This window comes from Streptococcus sp. P25B114 (assembly GCF_053010325.1).
The window spans coordinates 203024-228936 of the sequence record NZ_JBRKNW010000001.1 but is presented as its reverse complement, the minus strand read 5'-3'; the positions used below and the strand labels follow the sequence as shown (position 1 = coordinate 228936).

The window sequence follows — 25913 nt, the reverse complement described above, 5'->3', positions numbered from 1 at the left end:
CTTACTCTCGATTCAATATGACATCACAGAACATACATGGTTCATCATTGTCCCGACGTTGACCGTAGAAGTCATTGCAAATATGGAAACCATCCAAATATATAGCCTCCAGATTGCCTAGACTTGAATGCGTCGCCCTATTTTCAGTAGCAATCTCTTTCTTCAAACGTTCACGAATCTTGGCATTTTCCAATCGCAAAGCTGTATTTTCATCAATCACAGCCTGGAGATTTTTCTTAATTGATTCTACCTCAGCAAGAGTCTCAAATAAATTCTGCGAGAACCCATCCAAGGCATGAAAAATATCTTTTTTATCCATCTTATACTTTCTATTCTAACTAAGAGTGAGGTATTCTAGGCAATTTTGCAGACTAACATTAGACTGCCACATTTTCTTCACCGTCAGCAATGTATCCAGCCTATCACGCGCATCCGCTTTGTCCAGATTCTCCGCCAAAAGGATAGTCAGTAAATCCAGCAATTGACCCTGCTCCACTTTTTCAGGCACAAGCCCCACCAGGGTTCCCGCCTGTAAATAAGCCAGATTGGGCTGCTCCTGCAGGAGGTCAATAAACTTTCTCGCCTGGACCAAGGCCTCCAAAAAGGACTTGTTTTTAGCTAGCTTTTGAGCTTCATCTTGACTGGAAACCAGCTGAGCCAATAAACTAGCCTGGGTCTTTAGCAAACCAGATTCTTCTAAGCTGCGTTCCAAAAGCGCCAGATTCTTGGGAAATTGGACAATCTGTGTCCGACTTTTGATGGTTGGCAACACTGCTTCCAATTGATTGGTCAACAGAAAAATGTAGATTTCTGACTGGGGTTCTTCTATGACCTTCAAGAGCGAATTGGCTGCATTGACGTGCATCTTCTCCGCATCCTTGATAATAAAGACCTGTTTCGATGATTCAAAACCAGATTGAGAAAAATTCTTCACGATTTCGCGGACCGCATCCGTCTTTATGGTATTGCCCTGGGGTGATAATATGGTCACGTCCGAAAATTCCTGGCTCTCAATCAAACGGCAGGTCCGACACATTTCGCAGGGAAGGGAGTCTGTCTTTTCCGTACAGAAAATAGCCTTGGCTAAAAACAGGGCCATTTCAAAATTCCCAAAATCACCAGAAAACAGATAGGCGTGTGCCAGATGGCTCCCTTGTAGAATATGAACGAAATCTTCAATCAGTTTCGGCTGCAAGTTGCTTAAATTCTTATAATTCATTTGCTTTCAATAGTCGCTCTTGGATGATACCGAGCGCGTCCTGGACAACAGCCTCTAGGGGCTGGCTGGCATCAATTTTGACAAACCGCTCTGGTTCTTTTTCTAAAATGGCCAAATAGCCTTGTCGGACCCGTCTGTGCATGTCCGCTTTTTCCATATCCAACCGGTCCACATCGCGTTCAGCATTGCGGGCGATTCTTGCCAGCCCTTCTTCGGCATCTATGTCAAAATAGAGGGTCAAATCGGGCTTGAGCCCATCCGTCGCATAGTGATTGAGCCAGTCAATATCGGCAATATCTAGACCACGACCATGTCCCTGATAGGCCACTGAAGAGTCAATAAAGCGGTCAATAATGACCATCTTCCCTTCTTGGAGTGGTGGCAAGACTTTCTCAATCAAATGCTGTCTCCTAGCAGCAATGAACAGCAGGAGTTCCGTTTTATGATCCATGGCTGTATTGGCCGGATCAAGAATGATTTTCCGGATGTCTTCTGCGATGGCAACTCCACCCGGTTCTCTAGTAGTAATCACTTCCAGACCAAGTACCTGTAATTTAGGCAAGAGCTCTTGCAAGACCGTTGTCTTTCCAGCCCCATCTGGTCCCTCAAATGTAATAAAATGACCTTTTTCCATGATTACCACCTTTTTCATTGTTCTCATTATTGTAACAAATTTCAGCAGAAAAAGCACTTACAAATTGACTTGTATTTCAATAATAAATGACGTACAATATTAGTATATATAAACTCACATAGCTGAAAATCTTGTCGTGCCTAAGGAGAGACTATGCTACGTATTCGAAATATTTTGACCATCATGATTGGCAGTGCCTTGTTTGCCTTTTCTTTGAACTATCTGGTCATGCCCAATCACCTATTTGAAGGCGGAGTGACTGGACTGACACTCATTCTCTACTACTTGTTCAACATCCAGCCCTGGTTGATGAACATTCTCGTTAATATTCCACTATTCGTCATCGGCTGGAAATTGCTAGGCAAAAAAGTTCTTTATTTAAGTATTCTGGGAACCTTTAGCGTTACGCTTTGGCTGGCAATTTTTGAAAAATTCCCCTTGGCTATCAATCTGGAACATGACTTATTTTTGGTCAGCACCTTTAGCGGAATTTTGATGGGAATTGGACTGGGTTTGATTTTTAAAGCTGGGGGAACTACTGGCGGTAGTGATATTATCGCCCGTATCGGTCATAAGTATCTGCCCTATTCAATCGGTCAAATCATTTTAGCTGTCGATATCATCATCCTGACCTTTATCGTCCTTGTTTTTAAAGACTTGAGACTGGTCCTCTATACCCTGATGATGGTGGCCATTGCTACTCGTGTCATTGATTTCATTTCAGATGGTGGCTATGGCAGCAAGGGCCTGATGATTATTTCCCAGAAATCGCAGGAAATTGCTACTGCTATTGATGCGGAGATAGAGCGCGGTGTTACCTTTATCAAGGCCGAAGGATTTTACAGTAAAACGCCAGTAAATATGGTTTATTCGGTCATTTATAAGAGCCAACTCCAGGAAACCAAGGAACTGATTCACCGCATCGACCCTCATGCCTTCATCACCATTACCGACGCCCACGAGGTCTTAGGGGAAGGTTTTACACTGGACAAAAATAAACAACCGCTTGAAAAACATTGAACCCTGGCCTCCTATACTCGGTCCATATAAAAAGTCCTTGTTGAAACTTGTAAGGACTTTTTTATCTTTTTTATCTTGTTTTCCAAGCTATTCTACTTCAATATCATAGACTTGATAGGCTCAAATGTCCGACGGTGAATGGGTGTCACGCCATGTTTTGCTAGGCCTTGTAAATGCTCTACAGTACCATAACCAACATTTTTGGCAAAGCCATAACCCGGAAATTGACGGTCGTAGTCTGCCATCATCTGGTCCCGCGTCACCTTGGCAACAATAGAAGCTGCTGCGATGGACAAACTGTTGGCATCACCCTTGATGACGGAAGTCTGCGGGATGGGAGTGTCTAATGTCATGGCGTCAATCAAAAGGTGCTGCGGTTGCTGGTCCAGCTTTCCCAAGGCCTCCAACATGGCTAATTTAGTCGCCTCGTAGATATTGACTCGGTCGATGATGTGATTATCCATCACACCAATTCTCACAGCTACTGCCCGCTCCATAACCTCCTCATATATGGCCTGGTGCTTGGCTTTGGGGATTTTCTTGGAATCGTTGAGGTGACGAATTTTGCAGCCCTTGGGCAAGATAACAGCTGCTGCCACCACGGGACCTGCTAGAGGGCCACGCCCGACCTCGTCAATCCCAGCCACAAATTCAAGTCCAATCTCATACAGAGCCTTCTCGTAGACCAGCATGGTCTCCAAGCGTTCATCTTCTTGGATTTCTTTAAGAATGGCAGAGCGACGCTGCTTGATAGCAGTCTGGACACCCGCTCGCTCATCCGCCTCAAATTCTGCCCAGCGAGGATCTGTCAAATCGGTAAATTGGGCCAACTGCGCCTTGATGTCTTTAATCGTTGCCATCGAAATCACTCACCTTGTCCAATGTGTAGACGCCCAACTTGCCATCACGCACTTCCTTGACAAAGAGATTGTAGAAGCGGTCATAGTCGTCGCGGAAACCGAGTTTGCGGGTCCAGTCTATGATGAGGTCAGCCGTTTCCTGCTCCAAATCCATGCCCTTGAACCGCTCTTGTAGACGTTCTGGGTAGTTGGCTTTGAAGTAGTCCAAACCAAAAATAGTCACCTCATCCATGGGCAAGAGCTGATCCTTAATGGCACCAGTCAGAGCCAACTTGAGACCGACTTCCTGGTCTTCAAACTTAGGCCAGAGAATACCTGGTGTATCTAGGATTTCAAGGTCCTTGTTGGACTTGAGCCACTGTTGGCCTTTGGTCACACCTGGTTTGTTACCGACAACGGCGATTTTCTTCCCTGCCAGACGGTTCATGAGGGTAGATTTTCCTGCATTTGGAATACCGATAATCATGGTCCGCAAGGTTTCTTTTTGAATACCTCTCTCGCGGAGGCGTTCAATCTTCTCTTTCATCAAGCTTTTGGCTGCGTCGGTCACCTTTTTCACCGTCGCTTGCTCTTTTGAGTTGATGGCAAGGGCACGAATTCCCTGACCTTCAAAGTAGCTCTGCCATTCTTTTGTACGGACAGGGTCTGCCAAATCAACCTTGTTGAGAATCATGAGCTTGGGCTTGTCTCCGACAATCTTGGTCAGCATGGGGTTTTGGCTGGATAGGGGCAAGCGGGCATCGACCAAAATGGTCACGAAATCCACGTGCTTAATATTTTCCTGAACCTGACGGCGCGCCTTGGACATGTGCCCCGGAAACCATTGAATAATTGCCATGGGATTAAAACTCCTTTACTTTGGGCTTTTGTGAGCCTAACTTGATATTATTTATAAGAAATGGGCAGTTATTGGGCAAAATCAAGCTTTTTAATATAGATAGCTAACTCATCTATTCTACCATTTTTTTTTATTTTCGTCTTCATTGTTTTATTTTCTTTTTGTCCTTATATCTCAGAAATTCTTCAAATCGGTCAATTTGAACAAAAAATGTTTTATGTGATGGATTAATAACTGCATCTCGAAATTTTTTACTCTTCTTCATTTCACGTAGCCATCTGTCCAAAGTGTGTATAGACAACCCAGACCAAATTTTTAAAATGGTTTTCTTATTACCCCAGCCACTTTCGATACCAAAATTCATATCCGATACTTACTATTTTTTGAATTCATAAATTGATCCACTTTCTTAACTCAAAAATAGTATGCCACAATTGCAGTGAAATTTAGACAAAAAATAACAGTAAGTCTTTTTCTGATGAAAAAAAGTTACATAGAAGTGATTAAATAAAGATTGTTCAACGAAGAATAAGTTGATAACAACAATAGGCGAGGGTACTTCTCATGATTCGTTGTTACTACATCTTATTGACGACCATGAGACCTCACGGGATAAGTCGTACATTTTTCCTCGTTTACACAAGATATGAGGACCTTAGTCCGAGTTCAATTACACTCGTGAATTACGCATTTAGGTTACGACTACCTTTTTGTATTTTAGTTTTCTGAGCCACCTTGTACGCTATATACGCCTTCGTATCACGTTTCTGTTGGTAGTTCCACAATTTCGCTATCCCTTCCTCTGACGATCTTGGTTTCTAGCGTCAGAATTAAAACGGTCTCTCCCCTGACCGTTTTAATCCGCTACCTCACGATAGTCAGGCTTGGGAGTCGCTATTGGGTTCACCTGTAGCGGGTGCCAACGGAGGACTTCCACCTCAGATGTACGACATGCCCGTCGTACACAGAAAAAGACAAACAGGCTCTATGAGACTGTAGTGGGTAAATCCACTGTAGAGATTATCGAGCCTTTTAGAGTGTAGAAAAAAGCCCCATATGACCTATAATGAAAAGCGAAAAAACTATCATTTAGAGAGACTCATATGGAACAATTCAATTTTATCACACAACTACTCGGAATTAAAGACCCTAATATCATTATTTTGGAGATTGTGGATGCCAGGAGCCGCAAAGTGGTCATAGCTAAGCTGGATTGCCCTGCTCCCATACGCCAACATTACCAAGGGCAGATGGCCAAGTACGACTTCTAAAAACCATCCAAAATACCCTAAAACCGGGACCAATTGGTCAGCAAGAGCAGCCGCTCGGTCATTCAAGAGTATATCATCTCGCATGGCTCTTCCCCCACATTCTTATTTGACATATTTTCTCACATTTTCATGCAATTTTCAAGATTTCAATTGGCTTGTAGGCAAGAATTTCTATAAGTAACGAAGGAGGGAGAAAATAACTGCCAAGGTCACAAGGAAAATGATGGTCAGGTAAAAATAATTCCGTCTCTGCTTGTTTTTCTTAGGCTCAACATAGCGAGCTTCCTTGATTTGTTTCTCAATCGCTTCATCCAATAAAGGATTGCGTTTCTCTGTCATTTAGCGCTCCTCCTTCCCAAGTAACTGTTGGTATCCAGTAACAGATTCATTGCTTGTTTCTTCACGCTGCAAGGCCACCATCTGTGGATAAGATGATGCAAAGCCTGCCAAGGCCATCACCATGTCAGTTGGCTGGCTGGCATCAAAGCGGTGGGAAGCTGGAATCAGATCACGGTTATGAATGGTTTGCTCAAAGGCCAAAATCACCATATTTTGCTCAAAGGCCTTGCGAACCGCATCCATTACTTCTCCACTATGATTGATATCGAGGTAGATATCGCATTCTTGGAACAACTGTTGCAGTTGTTTCTGTGAAATATTTGGATAGAGGGTAATATTTGACTTCGCTTCAAAAGCCATCAATCGTTGAGACATTTCTGTCAATGCGCCGATATGGAAGTGGAAGTCTGGTAGTGCTTGAGTTAGCTCCTCTAATTTCTCAATCTGATCCGAGTTGGTTAGGATAAGGATTTCCTTTCGTCCAGCATTCTCACGCAAGCTTGGATAGATATAACCTAGGTAAGCAATCTTGGCCTTTTGTTCTTCCGGCAAGATATCCATCATCTTCTGATAAACCTGACGCTGCTGTACCAATACACGTTGTGTACGAACGTGGGAAGAATTCAACATGACCTTCATGTTTCCTGGGATGTCCTCCTGGATACCTTCCTGCCAAAATAGGACATCTTGACCTGCTTCTGGACTGTTGTAGGAGAGGAAAAAAGGAGTCGATAAAGAGTTGTACCAAATCTCTGACAATTCCCAGCCCATTTCCGCAAAATAATGGCGGAACAATTCCACACGATTGTCAAAGAAATACACTTTTCCCTGCCAGTTTAACTGAATGTCACCCGTCATGAAATTCTCAACCAAGACCTCTTGTTTTGCCTGATTGAAATAAATACGGCTAGTCACCTTCTGCTCGGCATTAAAATAGGTTCGTGCAAACAACCAACCAAAGCGATTGTAGTGGTCTGTAAAACGTACCTTTTCATTTGGTCCAAACCAGTCAACATTTTTGATGCGACGGAGGTGCTTGGGTTCGGCATAAAAAATCTTTGCCTTCCGTTGGCTGTAATCCCAGACTTCCCCTTCACCATTGGTCCCTGTAATTTCCCAAAAAGGAGGGACTTGGAGTTGGTTGAAATAAAGCGAGCACCCCTGACCTGTCTCCATTTGGCAATAGTATGAATAGGCAGAGGTCACACCTTTTGGTAGAAAACCATCATCATTAATGACAACGACAGGACCTTGGAAACCTGCCTGAGTCAGTGAATAATACAGATCCTTACTAGCCTGATGGAAGCTATCATATAATTGAATCATTTTAAACCTCCTCAATAAAGCGCAACCACGCTTTTTCCAATTCGACCGTCAGAAATTCCTTGGCACGGTCATAGGATGCCGCCTGCCAGTCTTCCAGCTGACCTGATTGGAATAGGTCCAGCAGTTTTTCGGCAAAGAGTCGGCCATAGACAGTCGGATCATCAATGTCCAAACGACTGATCAAGCTACCATTTTGCCCATCCCGCACAAAGGTTTGGTTGCCATAAGGAACATCCAAGCCAATAATCGGCAGCCCAGAACCAATGGCTTCCATCAAGGTCAAACCAAAACCTTCTGAGGTCGAACCTGCCAAGTAGGCTTGGTAGTGTTTATAAACCTCTGTTAAATCATGGTGCCCCATCAAGCGAATAAAAGAGGACGCATCGTGTTCTTTGATCATAGCTTCCAAGCGGCTACGTTGCCCACCCTCACCATAAATATCAAACTGAAGATCTGGCAAGTGTTTTTGGGCCTGAATCACCGCATCCACCAACCAATCAATGTGTTTTTCACTAGCCAGTCGCGAACAGGTCACCAAAGAGAAAGGACGACGATCCCCTTCGGGCTGGCGCAATTCATCCAAACTACCAACTGGTAAAGTAAAAATTTTCGGGCGGAAAGGCGTATAGGTCTCAAATTGGGCCGCCAGCGTTTCCGCTTGCGCCTTGGTTGAGGTAATAAAGGCATCAATCTTATCCGCATTCGAAAACTGATATTCGTAATAGTTATTCCAAAGAATGGTTTCTTCCGTCACAGAATTCATATTGTAATGCTCTGCATGAATCACGACCGCCACACGGGCCTCCCCTCGGTGGCGCAGAATCGCCTGACCTGTCCCAGTAGCACGATCAATCAAGATAATGTCCTCTTTTGTCAGAGCCAATCGGTCCAACATGCGACCAATCAACTCCTCTTTTGTACAAAGGATAGCATCAGGAAAACGGAAGATACTCTGGTCACCAGAACAGTTTTCTTCATAGGCGATAGAACCATCTTCGTTGAAAAATACCCGCACATTTAAAACAGGTGCATTATCCACTGGAGCATAGTATTCCGAAAACATCTTGGTATAGCTATAGTAGTCCTTGCGAATCAGCTTCCCTTTGGAAAGAAACTCTACCTTTTGCACATAGTCTGGATGATTTTTCCGTGTAAACACCAAGATGACCAAGTCCTTGTCTTTATGCTGGTATTTGACAGATTCGGGGCTCTGTGAAACCTTGACAAAATCAGAATCTAGACTGGCTTCAAACTCCATCAAAGGATAGGTTGTCGCTGCAATCTTGACATCGGTAAAAAAGCCATAGAGCCAGATAATTTCCTGGTCTTCAAAGCCAATATTGGCTGTAAAATGAGCCAGGTTTTCTCCTTGAAACATATCTGTAAAAATAAATTTACTATCTTGGCCAATCTTTCTAAAAATGCTGGCCCGATAGGCTTGGGCATACTCTACTCCGCTGCTGGCCCAACCAATTCCACGGTTGACATTATAAATGGTCATCTTCTGTTCCTTTTCTTATACAAAATAAATAGAATGTTTTCCATCTTTCGATTGCTCTATGGTACTGAGCATAACATTTCGAGCGATTTTCTGTTTGACAAAATCAGACATCTGTTTGTAGGAACGCAGGGATTCTTGGTAGTATTCGGACATCCCATCCCTCTGGGCTGTAGATCGTGTTGTGACAACCCCCTTCAATTGTTGGAGACTGTCAACTTCTTCGACCCAGCACTCATCAATTGCCTTCAAAACAGACAGACGATAGAACTCTGACAAAGCTTCTTCTGACTGCAAAAGCATCCCTTTTTTAGCCACTTCTTCTTCCACCAATTTTAACAAATAGTTCTTAACGTCCTGGTCATCGTCCAAGTCTAAAGCTCTTGGGAAATACCTGAAAGCATAGCTATAGTTGTCCAAGATATAGCGGCGTAGCTGATGGCGTGTTCGCTCCTTGTTCTCGGTCAAATAAGAATCGATCACTTCTTCCATGATCTGGCGGACATTTTCCGCCAAGTTCGCATCATCGAGAATCAAGCGGTCCCGCAAGCCATAAATCTTCTGGCGCTGGACTCGCAAGCTTTCATCAAAGCGAATAGTTGATTGACGAGCACTGACAGCATTATCCTCACTCTTTTCTTGAGCTTGATGAATAGCCGCATGGAAGCGACGACCTGTCAAAGCTCGACCATAATTTCTACGATCTTCACGATTATGCTTTTTAAAGTATTTTTTGACCCATTCCGGACCATAGTTGGTCAACAATTCATCTTCCAAGGAGACAAAGAACTGAGACATGCCTGGTTCACCTTGACGGCCTGCTCGACCGCGCAACTGCCAGTCCATCCGACTATTGGCCATCCTCTCGGTTCCAACAACTGCCAAACCACCCAATTGTTCCACACCTGGTCCCAACTTAATATCAGTCCCACGGCCGGCCATAATAGTCGCACAAGTCACCGTCCCCAACTGACCAGCCTCTTTGATAATCAAGGCTTCTTTTGCCACATTATTAGCTGTCAATGTTGAATGGGCAATGCCTTCTTGCAAGAGCAGTTGCGAATAAATTTGGGTGATTTCCACAGTTCCAGAAATCAACAGCACAGGTTGTCCCTTGGCATGCAGCTCCTTAACTAGCTCCATCGTTGCATACAATTTTTCTGGAAGAGTGGTATAAATTTTATCTGGATAATCGATTCGTTGAATCGGCACATTGGTCGGAATGGAGATAACTGGAACCTTATAAGTCGAAATCAACTCATCCTCTGCCTGGTGTCCTGTACCTGTCATTCCTGCAAGTTTAGGGAACATGTTGAAGAGGCTTTGATAGGTAACTGAGCCCATGGCACGACTTTCTTTGGTTTTCTTCACATTTTCCTTGGTTTCCAAGGCTTGGTGAATACCAGATTGTAGACGGGTGCCTTCTAACACGCGTCCTGTTCGATTGTCCAAGAGTTTGACCTCATCATCCTGTACCACATAATCATAATTTTTCTTGTAGAGATAGTGGGCCCGTAAGGCTAGGTTGATATGGCGATTGAGCTCCCAGTTGTCTGCATTGTAAATGCTCTCTTCTGCGAAATAGTGTTCCGCATAGTCATTTCCCTTGTTCGTCAAATAGACTTCTTTTTTATCTGGGTCAAAGTAAAACTCCTCTTCTCCCAAAGTTAGTACAAACTGATCGCAGATATCGTACATATTGGATTGAACTCGAGGGGTCCCTGAGATGATGAGAGGAGTTTGGGCGCTATCTAGCAAGACCGCATCCGCCTCATCAACAATAACATAGTTAAAGTCACGTAGGAACTTCTCGCTCTTTGAAGAAGCAAGGTTATCAGACAGGTAATCAAAACCCAGACCAGCACCTGTTACATAGGTGATATCGGCTCCATAGACCATTCGTTTAGTCTCTGCATCTCCTTCTTGGTCATCATCATAGACACCAAGACCAACAGTTAGGCCGAGAAACTCATAGACCTGCCCCATTTCCAGAGCATCCCGCTTGGCCAGATACTCATTGGTGGTGACCAAAATCGCGCCTTTTCCTGATAAGGCATTGAGGTATAGGGGCATTGTCGCCGTCAGGGTTTTTCCCTCACCAGTCTTCATCTCCGCAATGGTCCCTTGATGGAGGGCAATTCCCCCCATCACCTGTACATCATATGGAAATTGACCTAGGACACGGTAACAGGCTTCCCTACAAACCGCAAACGCTTCTACCAGTATATCGTCTAGGTCCTCTCCTGCTTCCAAGCGCGCCTTAAAGAGACTTGTTTGATTCGCCAAGTCTTGATCGGTCATCCCTTCATAGGTATCGGACAGAGCATTAATCTGTCTGGTTAATTTTTTAATCTTTCTCAACCGAATCTGATTCAGCAAAGAAGTCTTGTATTGCATGGTTGCTATTCCTTTATCCTTTTTGGTGAATCAAGCGGCTCACCAATCTTAGTTCCTCAGGTTCCTGATCTGATGTGTAGCTACTGACCTGATTTCTTTCTATCAAAGGTTTGGCGCTATTTTCAGGTCCATAAATCGCAATATGGAAGAATTCCACCTGCTGACAACCTGCACTCATAAGGGAAATCTGATAAGTGAAGGCCTCTTTGGGCAAGGTAAATTCTTCCTGACCATTTCTGAGAATATCCCGTTGGATTTCTTCATTCTGGCGATTGAAATATTGAATTTGAAAATAGGCGGTCTGTTCAGGCACAATGGTGAGCTTTTGCTCTAGGCGATAGGTAACTCCTGGATAGAGCAACGGGAGTTCCGGACAGGAACGATTGACCTGATAATTGGTCCGAGACCGCCAAGTTTTGATGGCTTTACCTGGTGAAAAATGAAGGTTCTCAAAGAAAATCGAGTCTTCCTGTATCTGGATCATTGAACCGTACAGGTAGTTCACACCTGGGGCTACTCCTGTCCAGAGTAATTTTTGCACTAACACTTCTGCCATTACACGTCCCTTCCAAAATCATTTTGTAGAATCTTATGGTATTGAGCCTTAAACCAACGGTTGATGGCACGACTATTGTCATTGTGACGCCCTTCATACCCCTTACAGAAGATATGGACGTCTTTATCTGCCAAATAATCAATCAAGCGTTCCATGGCATAGCCATCATAGTCATCCTGCTCCATATAGGCAATCGCAAATTGAGTCGTATGAAAATCCGATTCGCCAAATTTATCCCAGAATCGTTGGTTAAAGGCTTCAACTGAGGCAGGGTCAGCTCCACCGACAACATTACGAATCATGTCACCACTGGTTTCAAACTCACCTGGACGCTTCAACTTCAAATTAGAAACAGTCTCACCTAAGTTTGTAAATGGTTTACCGACAATAACCGCGTGGGGATTAAAATGAGATGCATAATACAGGCTACCAAATGCTCCCATTGATAGACCAGAAAGAATAAGCTGGTTCGAATCAAATCCCAAGTAATCCAAAGCCTCTTGGATTGCAGACTGCAAGTGCCCTTCTAATTCATCTGTTCCAGAATAAAAGCATCCACCCTCCAAACGCGGATCGGCTACGAGTAGAAAGGGAGCTCCCAAGCGTTTCATCATGAAGAAACCTTCAAATCCTTCCGCTCCCCGAAAACCAGAGAAATAAACATTCAAAGGAGGTTTCATATCACCTGGGTTAAAGTAATGAAAAATTTCTTGGCGTTTGGCATCCGAATGGCGCTTCCCTCCTAAGACAAAACGACCAAGTCCAGAACGCGAATAACGCCAATGGAGTACACCTGTCTTGATAGATCCTGTCCCTCTGGCAGAAACAGACACACTATAGAAACCAACCTCTGGATGTCGTGCTAGAACATAAGGTTCTTTCATTTCTTCTTCACTCAAAATCTGTTTCTCAAATACATCCGCTAAAGAACCCTTACGGATCAGATCCAACTCCAGACGAAGTTCACAGTCACCATTTTTTATGTATTCCAACCAGATTTCAAGAGACATTGGAAAAGTACTCAGATTGTAGCGAAAGGTCAGCAAGGGTTGGAAATCCTCCCCGAAATCACCTGTAAACGTAACACCGACATTGCCCTCATAATCAACTTGACCCGTAAAGTTGGGATTGACATCAATCTCAGGGATCTTTAACTTAGCCCCATATTGTCCTGAAAAAAGGTTCATATGGAGAAAAGCGATCAACTCTTCCTGGTTTCCCTGTATAGGTAGGTAAGACATCACCTTTCTGCGGTAAAAACCAGTCGGAGCTATATCAAAGACCTCCACATTTTCTGTCATAAAGACAGCGTAAGCTTCGATGTTATTCATCAAAGGTTCAAGTTGCTTTTCCGACAAAGAGTCAGTCACTAGGATTCCTGTAAAGTAAAGTGGTACCTTGGGATTTTCTCCCATTTCTGCTAATTTTTCAGCAGGAATTTTTGCCAAAGCTGCATCGTTTAACTCTTGGAGAAGGTCTGTAATGCCTTCTGCACTCGTATAAAGCCATTCCAGGTCTTCTGGAAGCTCCTTTCCTTTCGACCAATCTTGGCTTCCTATCTGTAAAATTTTCATTCTGTTAGCCTTTATTTTCTAATAATTCTTTCCATTGATCAATAATGCGACCGCTAGTGTAATCCCCCATTTTTTGAACAGTTGAAACAAGGGACCTATTCCAGTTTGTCAGACCATCAAAGTAATAAGCGACTGCTTCTGTCAGGTCTTTAATTCCCGTCACAATCCAACCATTTTCCCCATGCGTTACATACTCTGAAGCTTGGCGATTGACTTGTGGGATTCCGGCGCTAATACTAGCAATCTGAGTATAAAGATGCGGAACCTGTCCCAAATCCAATACCAATCGAGTCGTATCTAATTGGCGAATAATCTGATTTTCATTGGTAAAGGTATGGAAGCGAATGCTGGACAAGGTCATCTCTTGATCCTCTTCCAATTGGTTTTCACCAGCCTCTTCCGATACTTTCATGAACCGAGCAAGTGTGTATTTTTCCTGCAGAAGAGCAATCAATTCACTTTCCAAAGCCTTCATATTGCGTGCACGTTCATAGCTGACAATATCCAATTCAATCAAGGGATTTTCTTCCATTAACTGCAATAAAACATGCAGGGTTTGTAAATAGTCTTCACGGCTTGCGCCGTCCATCTGCCAGTAAATAATCAATTCCTTGACCGTCTGACTGCGTCCTAAACGCAAACGTGTATCAAACGGCGTCACCTTGCTGACATGGTGAGCAGGGGTTCCCAGCTGGGCCAAACTGTACTCAAGGGCCAGCTTGTTTTTCTCCGAATCCACTACCAGGACATCACCTTCTTGAGCAAGACGCTTTAAGTCACTGCCCTCTTGGAGACTGTAGCGGTCACCACTAAAGGACAACACTTTTTTCTGTTGTTCAAAAGCATCTAACAAGAGGCGATTGTGTTGCTCATGGACTGCAATAACCAAGTAGTCTTGTTCTGTCATACGCAGACGTTTGAAGAAGAATAACTTCTCTAAAATCAAATCATCCCAGCTCTCATAAGCCAGCTGGAAGAATTCCTGATCTGCACGTGGGTTGATGGTAATGAGATTGGAAGCTTTTGTCAAGTGCTCACGAACCTGCCAGACTCCTTTTTCATTCAGATAATCCTGATGGCTAGGCTTCCCATCTGAAAAATAAAGGATACTCGATAAAAATCCACGATCGTCGAACAGGTAGTGGTAGGTGACTTCATTCTCCTTAAAGTATTCCACTTTCAAGAGATTGCCGCTTTCAGCAAAATGTACTTCCGCAATCCGTTCATCCCCAATTTTGACCAACAAGGCAAAGGGAGTATAGACAAAACGTGCCCCCTGTGGCCAAGTCAAATCAGTTACCTGGAGCACCTTGGTATTTTTACTTTGGATATTTTGAATCTCGTCAAAGAAGGACCAGTAAGGGGTTGAAAGAATATCTTGACGGTGCAAAAAATAGCGCAAATGAGGTTGGTACCCCAACAAGAGCATCATCGTTTCTTCGCCCGCAGCCTGGAAGGTCTTCAATTGATTCACTGCATCGTCAAAGGTCATATTTTCAATGGCACGAAACCATAATGGGGCTTCCATATACCACTTACGATTTCCTTGATACCAGGATGGGACAAAATAAAACATAGTAACTCCTTTAAATAATCTCGTCGTATTCTCTCCATGAACGAAGAATACGAACCTGTTCCACTATGCCCAACAAAAGGGTAGTGACAATATAAATATTGTTGATCAACAGTGCGATACTGATTTGCCCTTGCTGGCTCCACACCAGGATCAAGGGCACACCTCCCATCAAGCAGGTATAGATCGCACCAACCAAGGTTAAACGATTTAGATAGAAGGAAATGTACTTCCGAGTTGCCTCTCCTGGACGAACATTCTCGATATAGTCCCCACTTTTCTGCATATTTTCCGCGACTTCAGTCGGGTCTATATTGAAGTAGGCAAAACCAATTGCTAAGATGAAGAGCAAGAAGATATACACCAGAATCCCGAGTAATTCTGAAATACTCACCTTCCCAACCAGCTCCTTCAATATAGGATTTTCTGGAAAAATCTGCAACATAGCTGAAATCAGAATTGGTGGCAAGGACATCAGCGTCATCGCATACATGAAAGGCATCCCTCCTGCCGGCGTCACCCGAATTGGGATATAGGTGGATTCGGCAAATGCACTGATAATCATTATCCGTCGAATCGGAATCCGATACTCTGCTCGATAGATGACAACTGTAATCCAAATCAAGGCAGAAGCGATTAATGCAATCACCGCAATCGTCAACAAAAATTCGAGGCCTCCCAATCGTTTTTCTGAAAAATACCGGATGATATTAATGATAAAAGTTAAAATCATGTTGGAGACAATAATAACCGATGGGCCTCCTAAGCCCTTACGGCCATTCACATTTGCCAACCACATGAGGACAAAACTACCGGCAATCATCACTACCATTGTAATTCCCCTTACGATTGGGAGTGAATAGTCACCAAACTGACTAAACTGATAGTACTCTGATAGGGAACTAATCCCAATGGACTGGATCAAGGCTACAATAAACATCAGTAACATGCGGTAGCGATGGCTTTGTTGGGCAGTTAAACCTTTAATTGTCTTAAAGAGCGTCAAAAAACGCCACAAGATCATCCCTGTCATCCAAGGACTCAGCCCGAGAGAAAATAGATTCAGGGTCGAAAACTGACCACCTGTTACCATGGCCAAGTTCTCCAAGGCACTATCTAATTTATATGCACCCGCTTCAATGCCTGCAACAGGAAGGGTTGCGATTGGGATATATTTCCCCAACATATAGACAAATACGATGCCAATCATCCAGGTCAGACGGTTAGCTAGATTAGAAGAACGATAGTTTCTCCATATATTTTTCATAATATAAACTTCCTATTCCTTATCATATCTAGGGATAAGACCTTATTTATCCCCACATATGATAAATCGAAGTCGCCCTCGTTAAAGGGCAGCTTCGATTCAACTAGTATGACTTGTTCATTCTTATTCGCTGTTTCAAGAAAAGTGTTAAAAAATCATTTTTTTAACTGCGTTTTTTGCTCATGTCTTACTAGTTTTAAATATGTCCAAAAGAGTCTCCCAATTTTAGCACTATTGCTAGGCTAAGTCAATAAAAAGACTGTGAAAACACTAAGTTTTTTTAATGAATACATTTTCAATTTTCCTACGGAAAATATAGCTAGTTGGCACATATTTTTCCTTTTTTGAGGCTACTATTTTTAGGTTAAATGAATCTAAAAAATCTTATGCGCCAGCTTTTTCCATAAAAACTGCTAACAGTTCCCTTACTTATCTATTAGTGTACTGTTTCTTTGTCTATTATTCAACTGATTATCAGTTTTTTCCATATTTAAATCAGAACTTGATACAAAGAAAGTAGCTGACATTTGCTAGCTACTTTTCTTTTTGCCTTCTAGCTTTGATTACCTTGCTTCTTCTTCGTCTTTTTTTCGACGTTTGTACAAACCACCAAACAAGAGGCCTGCTCCAAGCAATCCTGCCCAAGATGACGACTCCTCACCTGTACTTGGCAATACTGCAGACTTACGAGGAAGTTGTGAATCCTGTGAAGGAGTTGATTCTGATACAGACTCAGAAATGGACTCAGAGATTGATTCGCTCACTGATTCTGAAACAGATTCTGAAATCGATTCAGACACTGATTCTGAAATGGACTCAGAGATTGATAGTGACTGGCTAACAGATTCAGAAATCGATTCAATATTCATTGGTGGAAGCGGTGGGTTAACCAATCCAGGACCGTGTGAATGAATCTCTACACTAGATTCTGATACTGACTCAGAGATGGACTCAGAAATTGACTCGGAAATTGACTCGGAAACTGATTCAGAAATTGATTCTGATACTGACTCGGAGACGGATTCTGAAATCGATTCGCTGACTGACTCTGATACTGATTCAGAAACTGATTCTGAAAGGGACTCTGAAATCGATTCGCTGACTGACTCAGAGATTGACTCTGATACCGATTCAGAAATTGATTCTGAGATGGACTCAGACACTGATTCTGATACTGACTCAGAGACTGACTCAGAGACTGATTCTGAGATGGACTCAGACACTGATTCTGAGATTGACTCACTTACAGACTCTGAGATGGATTCTGATACTGATTCAGAGACTGATTCTGATACGAATTCGCTTACTGACTCTGAGATGGACTCTGATACCGATTCAGAAATTGATTCTGAGATGGACTCAGACACTGATTCAGAAATTGACTCAGACACTGATTCAGAAATTGACTCAGACACTGATTCGCTTACTGATTCAGAGATTGATTCTGATACTGACTCAGACACTGATTCTGAGATTGATTCTGATACTGACTCAGACACTGATTCGCTTACTGATTCTGATACTGACTCAGACACTGATTCGCTTACTGATTCTGATACTGACTCAGACACTGATTCGCTTACTGATTCTGATACTGACTCAGACACTGATTCTGAGATGGACTCACTTACAGACTCAGAGATGGATTCTGATACTGATTCAGAGACTGATTCTGATACGGATTCGCTTACTGACTCTGAGATGGACTCTGATACCGATTCAGAAATTGATTCTGAGATGGACTCAGAAACTGATTCTGATACTGACTCTGAAATTGACTCAGAGACGGATTCGCTTACTGATTCTGAGATTGATTCTGAAATTGACTCAGACACTGATTCTGAGATGGACTCGGAGACGGATTCTGAAATTGACTCTGATACGGATTCAGAGACGGATTCTGATACTGACTCTGATACTGACTCTGATACTGATTCGCTTACTGATTCAGAGATTGATTCTGATACTGATTCTGAAATTGACTCAGATACTGACTCAGAAATTGATTCTGATACTGATTCAGAGATTGACTCAGACACTGATTCTGAAATTGATTCTGATACGGATTCAGAAATTGACTCTGATACTGATTCGCTTACTGATTCAGAGATTGATTCTGATACTGATTCTGAAATTGACTCAGATACTGACTCAGAAATTGACTCTGATACTGATTCGCTTACTGACTCTGATACTGATTCGCTTACTGACTCTGATACTGATTCGCTTACTGACTCAGAGACTGATTCAGAGATTGATTCTGAGACTGACTCAGAGACTGATTCTGAAACTGACTCTGATACTGATTCTGAAGTTGATTCGCTTACTGACTCAGAAATTGACTCCGATACCGATTCTGAAATTGACTCTGATACTGATTCTGATACTGATTCAGAGATTGATTCTGAGACTGACTCACTTACAGACTCAGAGATGGATTCTGATACTGATTCTGAGATAGACTCGCTTACTGATTCTGAGATTGACTCAGATACGGATTCTGATACTGATTCAGAAATTGACTCAGATACGGATTCAGAGATTGATTCTGATACTGACTCTGATACTGATTCGCTTACTGACTCAGAGACTGATTCAGAGATTGATTCTGAGACTGACTCAGAGACTGATTCTGATACTGATTCTGAGACTGACTCAGAGACTGATTCTGATACTGATTCTGAAGTTGATTCGCTTACTGACTCAGAAATTGACTCCGATACCGATTCTGAAATTGACTCTGATACTGATTCTGATACTGATTCAGAGATTGATTCTGAGACTGACTCACTTACAGACTCAGAGATGGATTCTGATACTGATTCTGAGATTGATTCTGATACTGACTCAGACACTGATTCAGAGATAGACTCGCTTACTGATTCTGATACTGATTCAGAGACTGATTCTGAAATTGACTCACTTACAGACTCTGAAATTGATTCTGAGATTGACTCAGACACTGATTCTGATACTGACTCAGAGACTGACTCAGACACTGATTCTGAGATGGACTCGGAGACGGATTCTGAAATTGACTCAGATACTGATTCTGAGATTGACTCAGAGACTGATTCGCTTACTGATTCAGATACTGATTCGCTTACTGACTCTGAGATTGACTCAGAGACGGATTCTGAGATTGACTCACTTACAGACTCAGAGATGGATTCTGAGACTGATTCAGAGACTGATTCTGATACAGATTCGCTTACTGACTCAGAGATTGACTCTGATACCGATTCAGAAATTGATTCTGAGATGGACTCAGACACTGATTCTGAGATTGACTCACTTACTGACTCAGAGATGGATTCTGATACTGATTCAGAGACTGATTCTGATACGGATTCGCTTACTGACTCAGAGATTGACTCTGATACCGATTCAGAAATTGATTCTGAGATGGACTCAGACACTGATTCTGAGATGGACTCTGAAACTGATTCAGAAACAGATTCAGAGATTGACTCAGAAACTGATTCTGAAATTGACTCAGAGACTGATTCAGAGATTGATTCTGAGATTGACTCAGAGACTGATTCTGAAACTGACTCTGAAACTGACTCTGATACTGATTCTGAAGTTGATTCGCTTACTGACTCAGAAATTGACTCCGATACCGATTCTGAAATAGATTCTGATACTGATTCAGAGACGGATTCTGAGACGGATTCGCTTACTGACTCAGAGATTGACTCTGATACCGATTCAGAAATTGATTCTGAGATGGACTCACTTACAGACTCTGAAATGGATTCTGATACTGACTCTGAGATGGACTCTGATACCGATTCAGAAATTGATTCTGATACTGACTCTGATACTGATTCTGAAGTTGATTCGCTTACTGACTCAGAAATTGACTCCGATACCGATTCTGAAATAGATTCTGATACTGATTCAGAGATTGACTCGCTGACTGACTCAGAGACGGATTCTGAGATGGACTCGGAGACGGATTCAGACACTGACTCTGAGATTGACTCAGACACTGATTCAGAAACTGACTCTGATACCGATTCTGAGATTGATTCAGAAACTGACTCTGAGACAGATTCTTTGATTGATTCGGAGACGGATTCTGAAACGGACTCTTTAACTGATTCGGAGATGGACTCGGAAACGGACTCTTTAACTGATTCGGAGATGGACTCGGAAACGGACTCTTTAACTGATTCGGAGACGGACTCAGATACTGATTCTTTAATTGATTCGCTTACTGACTCAGAAATTGATTCTTTAATTGATTCTGAGACTGAATTTGAAACTGATTCTGAATTTGAAATAGACTCAGAGTTAGATACTGATTCTGAATTTGAAATAGACTCAGAATTAGATACTGATTCTGATTTTGAAATAGACTCAGAGTTAGATACTGATTCTGATTTTGAAGTCGATTCTGATTCAGACAAAGATAAAGAATTTGAAACTGATTCTGAAGCTGACTCTGAGTAAGAATTTGATTGGGAAATTGACGTAGACTCTGAAATTGATGGGATATTAGGATCTAAACTGTCAATATCAATCCCCTTAAGCGGTGACTCATCATATCGCTGCGCATATAAGGTACGTCCGTCACCTTTTAAAATCCCTTCCAACGTAGATTGAACAATAGCTGTCGCTGTACGTACATAAAAGGTCTTAGAATCCCCTTCTGTGACAAACGTCCAAGTCATATTGTTGGCAACACCACCACCAATTGTACGCCACTCAGTAATGTTAATCGCGTAGTTATTATAAACCAAATTATCAAAAGATGATTTCGCTATATACGGTGTGTAATCGCTATTACGAATTAGGTTTCCATCTGAGTAGTAACTCATCTCACGAGAGATAATACTATCATTTGTTGCGATAACAATACCAAACTGGTTATTCGTTGCAAATGCAGGTGATAGATTCACTTTCCAAGTAGTACGGTTGGTCCCAGTATCGTACGAATAACTAATACTGTCTATAATGGTATTGTTAGCATTTTCTGAAGCATCACCACCAGTTAAAATTCCTGTATAAATGTATTGGGTAACCCCGTTACTATCAATATATGCAGATGGAGTTCCTGTTGTTACATCATGAGCAACTGCTAAATATTTTTCAGACTGTCCTTTAACTAGCTCTGCTCCCAAAGCAAGTGAACTTGATTGAATTGAGGACACTGCAACTTCGATCTCTTCTATCGAAACAGCTGAATCACCTAACAATTGTTTTGCAGCCGCTACCTCTGCTCTAGATGTTGCTAAGACTGCTGCTAACTCACTGTCAGATGACTTTTCCAATTGCGATTCAGCCAATTTAATTAGAATTTCACCCTCAGAGACAACTTGCTCCAACGCCTGTCGTCCAGATTCTGAACCAAGCGTTTCAGAACCAGTAATTGATTCTGAGGTTGAAGTCACTGTCTCACTTGCTGATGTCGATGAACTCGTGCTTGTCTGTGATTCAGTTGTTGATGTAGTTTCGCTTGAAGAAGCAGATTCACTTGTAGAAGTAGACTCGCTAACTGACACCGATTCGCTTGATGAGATTGACTCACTTTCAGAAACTGATTCGCTTTCAGATGTAGACTCACTTTCAGAAACTGATTCGCTTTCAGATGTAGACTCACTTTCTGAAGTTGACTCACTTGTAGATGTAGACACACTTGCTGAGTCTGAAAGGCTTGACGAATCTGACAAGCTATCTGAATCTGAAATACTTGTCGAATCCGATAGACTTGTCGATGTCAAATCACTAGTTGATTGCGATGAAGTGTCGGACTCAGTGCCTGCATTGCTCATGCTAACTGTATCCTCAGTAGCAAGGACAGTGGTTGTTGTCTCAAATGTCGTTACAGTGTCTTCTGCAAGTACTTGGTCAACTGTGATTCCACCACCGACTACCGCACTTGCTGCAATCAAACCACGCAACATTGCTGTAGCTGAAGATTGAACGGTATTCGTATTTACTGTCACTTTACCAGTTGATGGCTTGCTACCACCTAAGCGCATCAAACCGATTTGAGACATTACCGTACGAACCCAGTGCTTACCGGATTTGTGCATCTTGACACGACTTTTACGCGAGACTTCGGTAATATTCTCTTTGTTTTTTCCAGTCATTTCTAACTCCCTAAAAATTTTTTTCACATTTGAAAAATAACTTTATAACAACATACGCCACTCACTATATTGTTATTGCTTCATTATCTATCCAAAGATGATAGTAATATCTCAATTATACACTTATTTATTTTTCTTTGTCAACAATAAATATGCAATATCAAAAATATTTTTTCACATTGTTTCTGATGACGTTTTCAGGAAATGATGCTATTTAAAGCATTTTTCAAAACTCTGATTACTTTTTTTTTGCACTTTGCTTTAGGCTTTTTAGTGTTTATTCACATAAATAATCTAAAATATTTTTAGTAATTTTATTTGTTTTTTGAATATATGAAGATGGTGCCGTTTCTCAAAAATATTTTTCATTCCCAAGCAAAAAAAGTAGCTAGCTGACTAACTACTTTTTCTCTTTATGATCCAGTCAGAAGGAAATTATTTTACTTCTTCCTCATCTTCTTTCTTGCGGCGTTTGTACAACCCACCAAGGAGAAGACCTGCACCTAAGATACCTGCCCAAGCTGATGATTCCTCACCAGTATTTGGCAATGCACCTTGTTTACGTGATGTTTGAGAATGACGTGGAACTACCGATTCTGAGACTGATTCAGAAACTGACTCTGAGATAGATAGTGACTGGCTAACAGATTCAGAAATCGATTCAATATTCATTGGTGGAAGCGGTGGGTTAACCAATCCAGGACCATGTGAATGAATCTCTACACCAGATTCTGATACTGACTCTGACACTGATTCTGAAATTGACTCGCTTACTGACTCAGAAATTGACTCAGACACTGATTCTGATACTGATTCAGAAATTGACTCAGACACTGATTCTGAGATTGATTCGCTTACTGACTCTGATACTGATTCAGAGATTGACTCAGATACTGATTCAGACACTGACTCAGACACTGACTCAGACACTGATTCTGAGATTGATTCTGATACTGATTCAGAGATTGACTCAGACACTGACTCAGAGATTGACTCAGATACTGATTCAGAAATTGACTCAGAGACTGATTCAGAGATTGACTCAGATACTGATTCAGAGATTGACTCAGATACTGATTCAGAAATTGACTCAGACACTGATTCACTTACTGATTCTGAGATTGATTCTGATACTGATTCTGAAAGGGACTCAGACACTGATTCTGATACTGACTCTGAGATTGATTCAGATACTGATTCAGAAATTGACTCAGACACTGATTCTGAAATTGACTCAGACACTGATTCAGAAATTGACTCAGACACTGATTCTGAAATTGACTCAGACACTGATTCTGAGACTGACTCAGACACTGATTCTGAGATTGATTCGCTTACTGATTCTGAGATTGACTCAGACACTGATTCTGATACTGATTCAGAAATTGACTCTGACACTGATTCCGATACTGACTCAGACACTGATTCTGAGATTGACTCAGATACTGATTCAGAAATTGACTCTGACACTGATTCTGATACTGACTCTGAGATTGACTCGCTTACTGACTCAGAAACTGATTCGCTAACTGATTCTGAAATTGACTCTGATACTGATTCAGAGATTGACTCAGAGACTGATTCTGAGACTGACTCAGACACTGATTCAGAAATTGACTCTGACACTGATTCTGAGACTGACTCAGACACTGATTCAGAGATTGACTCAGACACTGATTCTGATACTGATTCGCTTACTGACTCTGATACTGATTCAGAAATTGACTCTGACACTGATTCCGATACTGACTCAGACACTGATTCTGAGATTGACTCTGATACTGATTCGCTTACTGATTCAGAGATTGATTCTGATACTGATTCTGAAATTGACTCAGATACTGACTCAGAAATTGACTCTGATACTGACTCAGAAATTGACTCTGATACTGATTCTGAGATTGACTCAGAGATTGATTCTGATACTGATTCGCTTACTGATTCAGATATTGACTCAGAGATTGATTCTGATACTGATTCAGAAATTGACTCTGATACGGATTCTGATACTGATTCGCTTACTGATTCTGATACTGACTCAGACACTGATTCGCTTACTGATTCTGATACTGACTCAGACACTGATTCTGAAATTGACTCTGATACTGATTCAGAAATTGACTCAGACACTGATTCTGATACTGACTCTGATACCGACTCAGAAATTGACTCGCTTACAGACTCAGACACTGATTCGCTTACTGATTCTGATACTGACTCAGATACTGATTCAGAGATTGATTCTGATACTGATTCAGAGATTGACTCAGACACTGATTCTGAAATTGACTCTGATACTGATTCAGAGATTGACTCAGAGACTGATTCTGAGACTGACTCAGACACTGATTCAGAAATTGACTCTGACACTGATTCTGAGACTGACTCAGACACTGATTCAGAGATTGACTCAGACACTGATTCTGAGATTGATTCGGAGACTGACTCAGAAACTGATTCTGATACTGACTCTGAGATTGATTCTGATACTGACTCAGACACTGATTCTGAGATTGACTCAGATACTGATTCAGAAATTGACTCAGAAACTGATTCTGAGATTGATTCTGATACTGATTCTGAAATTGACTCTGACACTGATTCAGAGATTGATTCTGATACTGACTCAGAAACTGATTCTGAAATTGACTCAGACACTGATTCGCTTACTGATTCTGAGATTGATTCTGATACTGACTCAGACACTGATTCTGAGATTGACTCAGAGACTGATTCTGAAATTGACTCGGAGACTGATTCTGAAATTGACTCTGATACTGATTCAGAGATGGACTCAGAGATAGATTCTGAAATTGACTCAGAGACTGATTCTGAGATTGATTCTGATACTGACTCAGAAACTGATTCTGAGATTGATTCTGATACTGACTCAGAAACTGATTCAGAGATAGACTCGCTTACTGATTCTGATACTGACTCAGAGATTGATTCTGATACTGATTCAGAAATTGACTCAGACACTGATTCTGATACTGACTCAGAGATAGATTCTGAAATTGACTCAGAGACTGATTCTGAGATTGATTCTGATACTGACTCAGAAACTGATTCTGAGATTGATTCTGATACTGACTCAGAAACTGATTCTGATACTGATTCTGATACTGACTCAGACACTGATTCGGATACTGACTCAGAAACTGATTCGCTTACTGACTCAGAAACTGATTCTGAGATTGACTCAGAGACTGATTCTGAGATAGATTCGGATACTGACTCAGAAACTGATTCGCTTACTGACTCAGAAACTGATTCTGAGATTGACTCGCTTACTGACTCAGAAACTGATTCTGAGATTGACTCAGACACTGATTCTGAGATAGATTCGGATACTGACTCAGAAACTGATTCGGATACTGACTCACTTACAGACTCAGAGATGGATTCTGATACTGACTCAGACACTGATTCAGAGATAG

Annotated in this window: 18 protein-coding genes and 3 pseudogenes; 3 read left to right on the top strand and 18 right to left on the bottom strand. The window is 41.9% G+C overall.

The genetic code is table 11. From position 1 onward, the window contains the following. Window position 1 precedes the first annotated feature (1 nt). The 3 genes from yabA to tmk are packed head-to-tail and all read right to left on the bottom strand — an operon-like array spanning window position 2 to window position 1853. Window positions 2–319, bottom strand: a complete 318-nt coding sequence (gene yabA / locus ACVC7T_RS01035; protein ID WP_105111418.1) for a DNA replication initiation control protein YabA — start codon at window positions 317–319, stop codon at window positions 2–4. Between the two features lie 15 nt (window positions 320–334). Then, window positions 335–1219 (bottom strand): DNA polymerase III subunit delta', encoded by an 885-nt coding sequence (locus ACVC7T_RS01030; protein WP_105111417.1) that lies wholly within the window; start codon window positions 1217–1219, stop codon window positions 335–337. After that, window positions 1209–1853, bottom strand: a complete 645-nt coding sequence (gene tmk / locus ACVC7T_RS01025) for a dTMP kinase (RefSeq protein WP_447262330.1) — start codon at window positions 1851–1853, stop codon at window positions 1209–1211. Before tmk ends, ACVC7T_RS01030 begins: the two co-directional genes overlap by 11 nt. Before the next feature lie 153 nt (window positions 1854–2006). Here tmk and ACVC7T_RS01020 point away from each other — a divergent pair, with 153 nt between their 5' ends. After that, a complete protein-coding gene (locus ACVC7T_RS01020) occupies window positions 2007–2873 on the top strand; it encodes a YitT family protein (protein ID WP_105122164.1) in 867 nt (288 codons plus the stop codon). A 92-nt stretch (window positions 2874–2965) separates the two neighbouring features. On the opposite strand, the gene ACVC7T_RS01015 is transcribed toward ACVC7T_RS01020, so the two are convergent. The 3 genes from ACVC7T_RS01015 to ACVC7T_RS01005 form a co-directional block, all read right to left on the bottom strand. Further along, window positions 2966–3733, bottom strand: coding sequence for a ribonuclease HII (locus tag ACVC7T_RS01015; RefSeq protein WP_447262308.1), 768 nt, complete (start codon window positions 3731–3733; stop codon window positions 2966–2968). Continuing rightward, window positions 3720–4571 carry a ribosome biogenesis GTPase YlqF gene (ylqF, locus tag ACVC7T_RS01010; RefSeq protein WP_447262307.1) on the bottom strand — a complete coding sequence of 284 codons (852 nt, stop codon included), beginning with the start codon at window positions 4569–4571 and terminating at the stop codon, window positions 3720–3722. The genes ACVC7T_RS01015 and ylqF overlap by 14 nt, the downstream gene beginning before the upstream one ends. A gap of 142 nt (window positions 4572–4713) precedes the next feature. Continuing rightward, entirely contained in the window at window positions 4714–4935 is a 222-nt protein-coding gene (locus ACVC7T_RS01005; protein ID WP_172067882.1) for a DNA-binding protein, read from the bottom strand. 739 nt (window positions 4936–5674) lie between these two features. Between ACVC7T_RS01005 and ACVC7T_RS01000 the strand changes: the two are divergent. Then, a pseudogene (locus ACVC7T_RS01000) lies at window positions 5675–5839 on the top strand (ISL3 family transposase); the annotation flags it as partial. Between the two features lie 174 nt (window positions 5840–6013). On the opposite strand, the gene ACVC7T_RS00995 reads toward ACVC7T_RS01000, so the two are convergent. The 10 genes and pseudogenes from ACVC7T_RS00995 to ACVC7T_RS00950 all read right to left on the bottom strand — a co-directional run. Beyond that, complete coding sequence (locus tag ACVC7T_RS00995; RefSeq protein WP_172095958.1) at window positions 6014–6181, bottom strand: hypothetical protein; 168 nt, start codon at window positions 6179–6181, stop codon at window positions 6014–6016. Then, window positions 6182–7507 carry an accessory Sec system glycosylation chaperone GtfB gene (gene gtfB, locus ACVC7T_RS00990; RefSeq protein WP_447262306.1) on the bottom strand — a complete coding sequence of 442 codons (1326 nt, stop codon included), beginning with the start codon at window positions 7505–7507 and terminating at the stop codon, window positions 6182–6184. A 1-nt stretch (window position 7508) separates the two neighbouring features. Beyond that, window positions 7509–9008, bottom strand: a complete 1500-nt coding sequence (gtfA, locus tag ACVC7T_RS00985; protein WP_394732035.1) for an accessory Sec system glycosyltransferase GtfA — start codon at window positions 9006–9008, stop codon at window positions 7509–7511. Window positions 9009–9023: 15 nt separating this feature from the next. Beyond that, window positions 9024–11402 carry an accessory Sec system translocase SecA2 gene (gene secA2, locus ACVC7T_RS00980; protein WP_394732033.1) on the bottom strand — a complete coding sequence of 793 codons (2379 nt, stop codon included), beginning with the start codon at window positions 11400–11402 and terminating at the stop codon, window positions 9024–9026. A 13-nt stretch (window positions 11403–11415) separates the two neighbouring features. Continuing rightward, complete coding sequence (gene asp3, locus ACVC7T_RS00975; protein ID WP_447262305.1) at window positions 11416–11958, bottom strand: accessory Sec system protein Asp3; 543 nt, start codon at window positions 11956–11958, stop codon at window positions 11416–11418. Beyond that, the gene (gene asp2 / locus ACVC7T_RS00970) at window positions 11958–13532 is read right to left on the bottom strand and encodes an accessory Sec system protein Asp2 (protein ID WP_447262304.1); all 1575 of its coding nucleotides are present in this window, start codon (window positions 13530–13532) and stop codon (window positions 11958–11960) included. The genes asp3 and asp2 overlap by 1 nt, the downstream gene beginning before the upstream one ends. Before the next feature lie 4 nt (window positions 13533–13536). Continuing rightward, a complete protein-coding gene (gene asp1, locus ACVC7T_RS00965; protein ID WP_172067874.1) occupies window positions 13537–15108 on the bottom strand; it encodes an accessory Sec system protein Asp1 in 1572 nt (523 codons plus the stop codon). Window positions 15109–15118: 10 nt separating this feature from the next. Continuing rightward, complete coding sequence (secY2, locus tag ACVC7T_RS00960) at window positions 15119–16372, bottom strand: accessory Sec system protein translocase subunit SecY2 (protein ID WP_447262303.1); 1254 nt, start codon at window positions 16370–16372, stop codon at window positions 15119–15121. A gap of 563 nt (window positions 16373–16935) precedes the next feature. Further along, the gene (locus ACVC7T_RS00955) at window positions 16936–17241 is read right to left on the bottom strand and encodes an LPXTG cell wall anchor domain-containing protein (RefSeq protein WP_447262329.1); all 306 of its coding nucleotides are present in this window, start codon (window positions 17239–17241) and stop codon (window positions 16936–16938) included. 651 nt (window positions 17242–17892) lie between these two features. Further along, window positions 17893–21051 (bottom strand): annotated as a pseudogene (locus ACVC7T_RS00950) (DUF445 family protein); the annotation flags it as partial. Window positions 21052–21799: 748 nt separating this feature from the next. Between ACVC7T_RS00950 and ACVC7T_RS00945 the strand changes: the two are divergent. After that, the gene (locus ACVC7T_RS00945; protein ID WP_447262302.1) at window positions 21800–22303 is read left to right on the top strand and encodes a hypothetical protein; all 504 of its coding nucleotides are present in this window, start codon (window positions 21800–21802) and stop codon (window positions 22301–22303) included. 41 nt (window positions 22304–22344) lie between these two features. On the opposite strand, the pseudogene ACVC7T_RS00940 reads toward ACVC7T_RS00945, so the two are convergent. Beyond that, window positions 22345–22473, bottom strand: a pseudogene (locus ACVC7T_RS00940) (KxYKxGKxW signal peptide domain-containing protein); the annotation flags it as partial. A 435-nt stretch (window positions 22474–22908) separates the two neighbouring features. Next, the gene (locus ACVC7T_RS00935) at window positions 22909–25455 is read right to left on the bottom strand and encodes a DUF445 family protein (RefSeq protein ID WP_447262328.1); all 2547 of its coding nucleotides are present in this window, start codon (window positions 25453–25455) and stop codon (window positions 22909–22911) included. Between the last annotated feature and the right edge of the window lie 458 nt (window positions 25456–25913).

Coding starts and splice junctions, on each gene's coding strand:
- yabA (WP_105111418.1), bottom strand. CDS start 319: ATGGATAAAAAAGATATTTTTCATGCCTTGGATGGGTTCTCGCAGAAT.
- ACVC7T_RS01030 (WP_105111417.1), bottom strand. CDS start 1,219: ATGAATTATAAGAATTTAAGCAACTTGCAGCCGAAACTGATTGAAGAT.
- tmk (WP_447262330.1), bottom strand. CDS start 1,853: ATGGAAAAAGGTCATTTTATTACATTTGAGGGACCAGATGGGGCTGGA.
- ACVC7T_RS01020 (WP_105122164.1), top strand. CDS start 2,007: ATGCTACGTATTCGAAATATTTTGACCATCATGATTGGCAGTGCCTTG.
- ACVC7T_RS01015 (WP_447262308.1), bottom strand. CDS start 3,733: ATGGCAACGATTAAAGACATCAAGGCGCAGTTGGCCCAATTTACCGAT.
- ylqF (WP_447262307.1), bottom strand. CDS start 4,571: ATGGCAATTATTCAATGGTTTCCGGGGCACATGTCCAAGGCGCGCCGT.
- ACVC7T_RS01005 (WP_172067882.1), bottom strand. CDS start 4,935: ATGAATTTTGGTATCGAAAGTGGCTGGGGTAATAAGAAAACCATTTTA.
- ACVC7T_RS00995 (WP_172095958.1), bottom strand. CDS start 6,181: ATGACAGAGAAACGCAATCCTTTATTGGATGAAGCGATTGAGAAACAA.
- gtfB (WP_447262306.1), bottom strand. CDS start 7,507: ATGATTCAATTATATGATAGCTTCCATCAGGCTAGTAAGGATCTGTAT.
- gtfA (WP_394732035.1), bottom strand. CDS start 9,008: ATGACCATTTATAATGTCAACCGTGGAATTGGTTGGGCCAGCAGCGGA.
- secA2 (WP_394732033.1), bottom strand. CDS start 11,402: ATGCAATACAAGACTTCTTTGCTGAATCAGATTCGGTTGAGAAAGATT.
- asp3 (WP_447262305.1), bottom strand. CDS start 11,958: ATGGCAGAAGTGTTAGTGCAAAAATTACTCTGGACAGGAGTAGCCCCA.
- asp2 (WP_447262304.1), bottom strand. CDS start 13,532: ATGAAAATTTTACAGATAGGAAGCCAAGATTGGTCGAAAGGAAAGGAG.
- asp1 (WP_172067874.1), bottom strand. CDS start 15,108: ATGTTTTATTTTGTCCCATCCTGGTATCAAGGAAATCGTAAGTGGTAT.
- secY2 (WP_447262303.1), bottom strand. CDS start 16,372: ATGAAAAATATATGGAGAAACTATCGTTCTTCTAATCTAGCTAACCGT.
- ACVC7T_RS00955 (WP_447262329.1), bottom strand. CDS start 17,241: ATGAATATTGAATCGATTTCTGAATCTGTTAGCCAGTCACTATCAATC.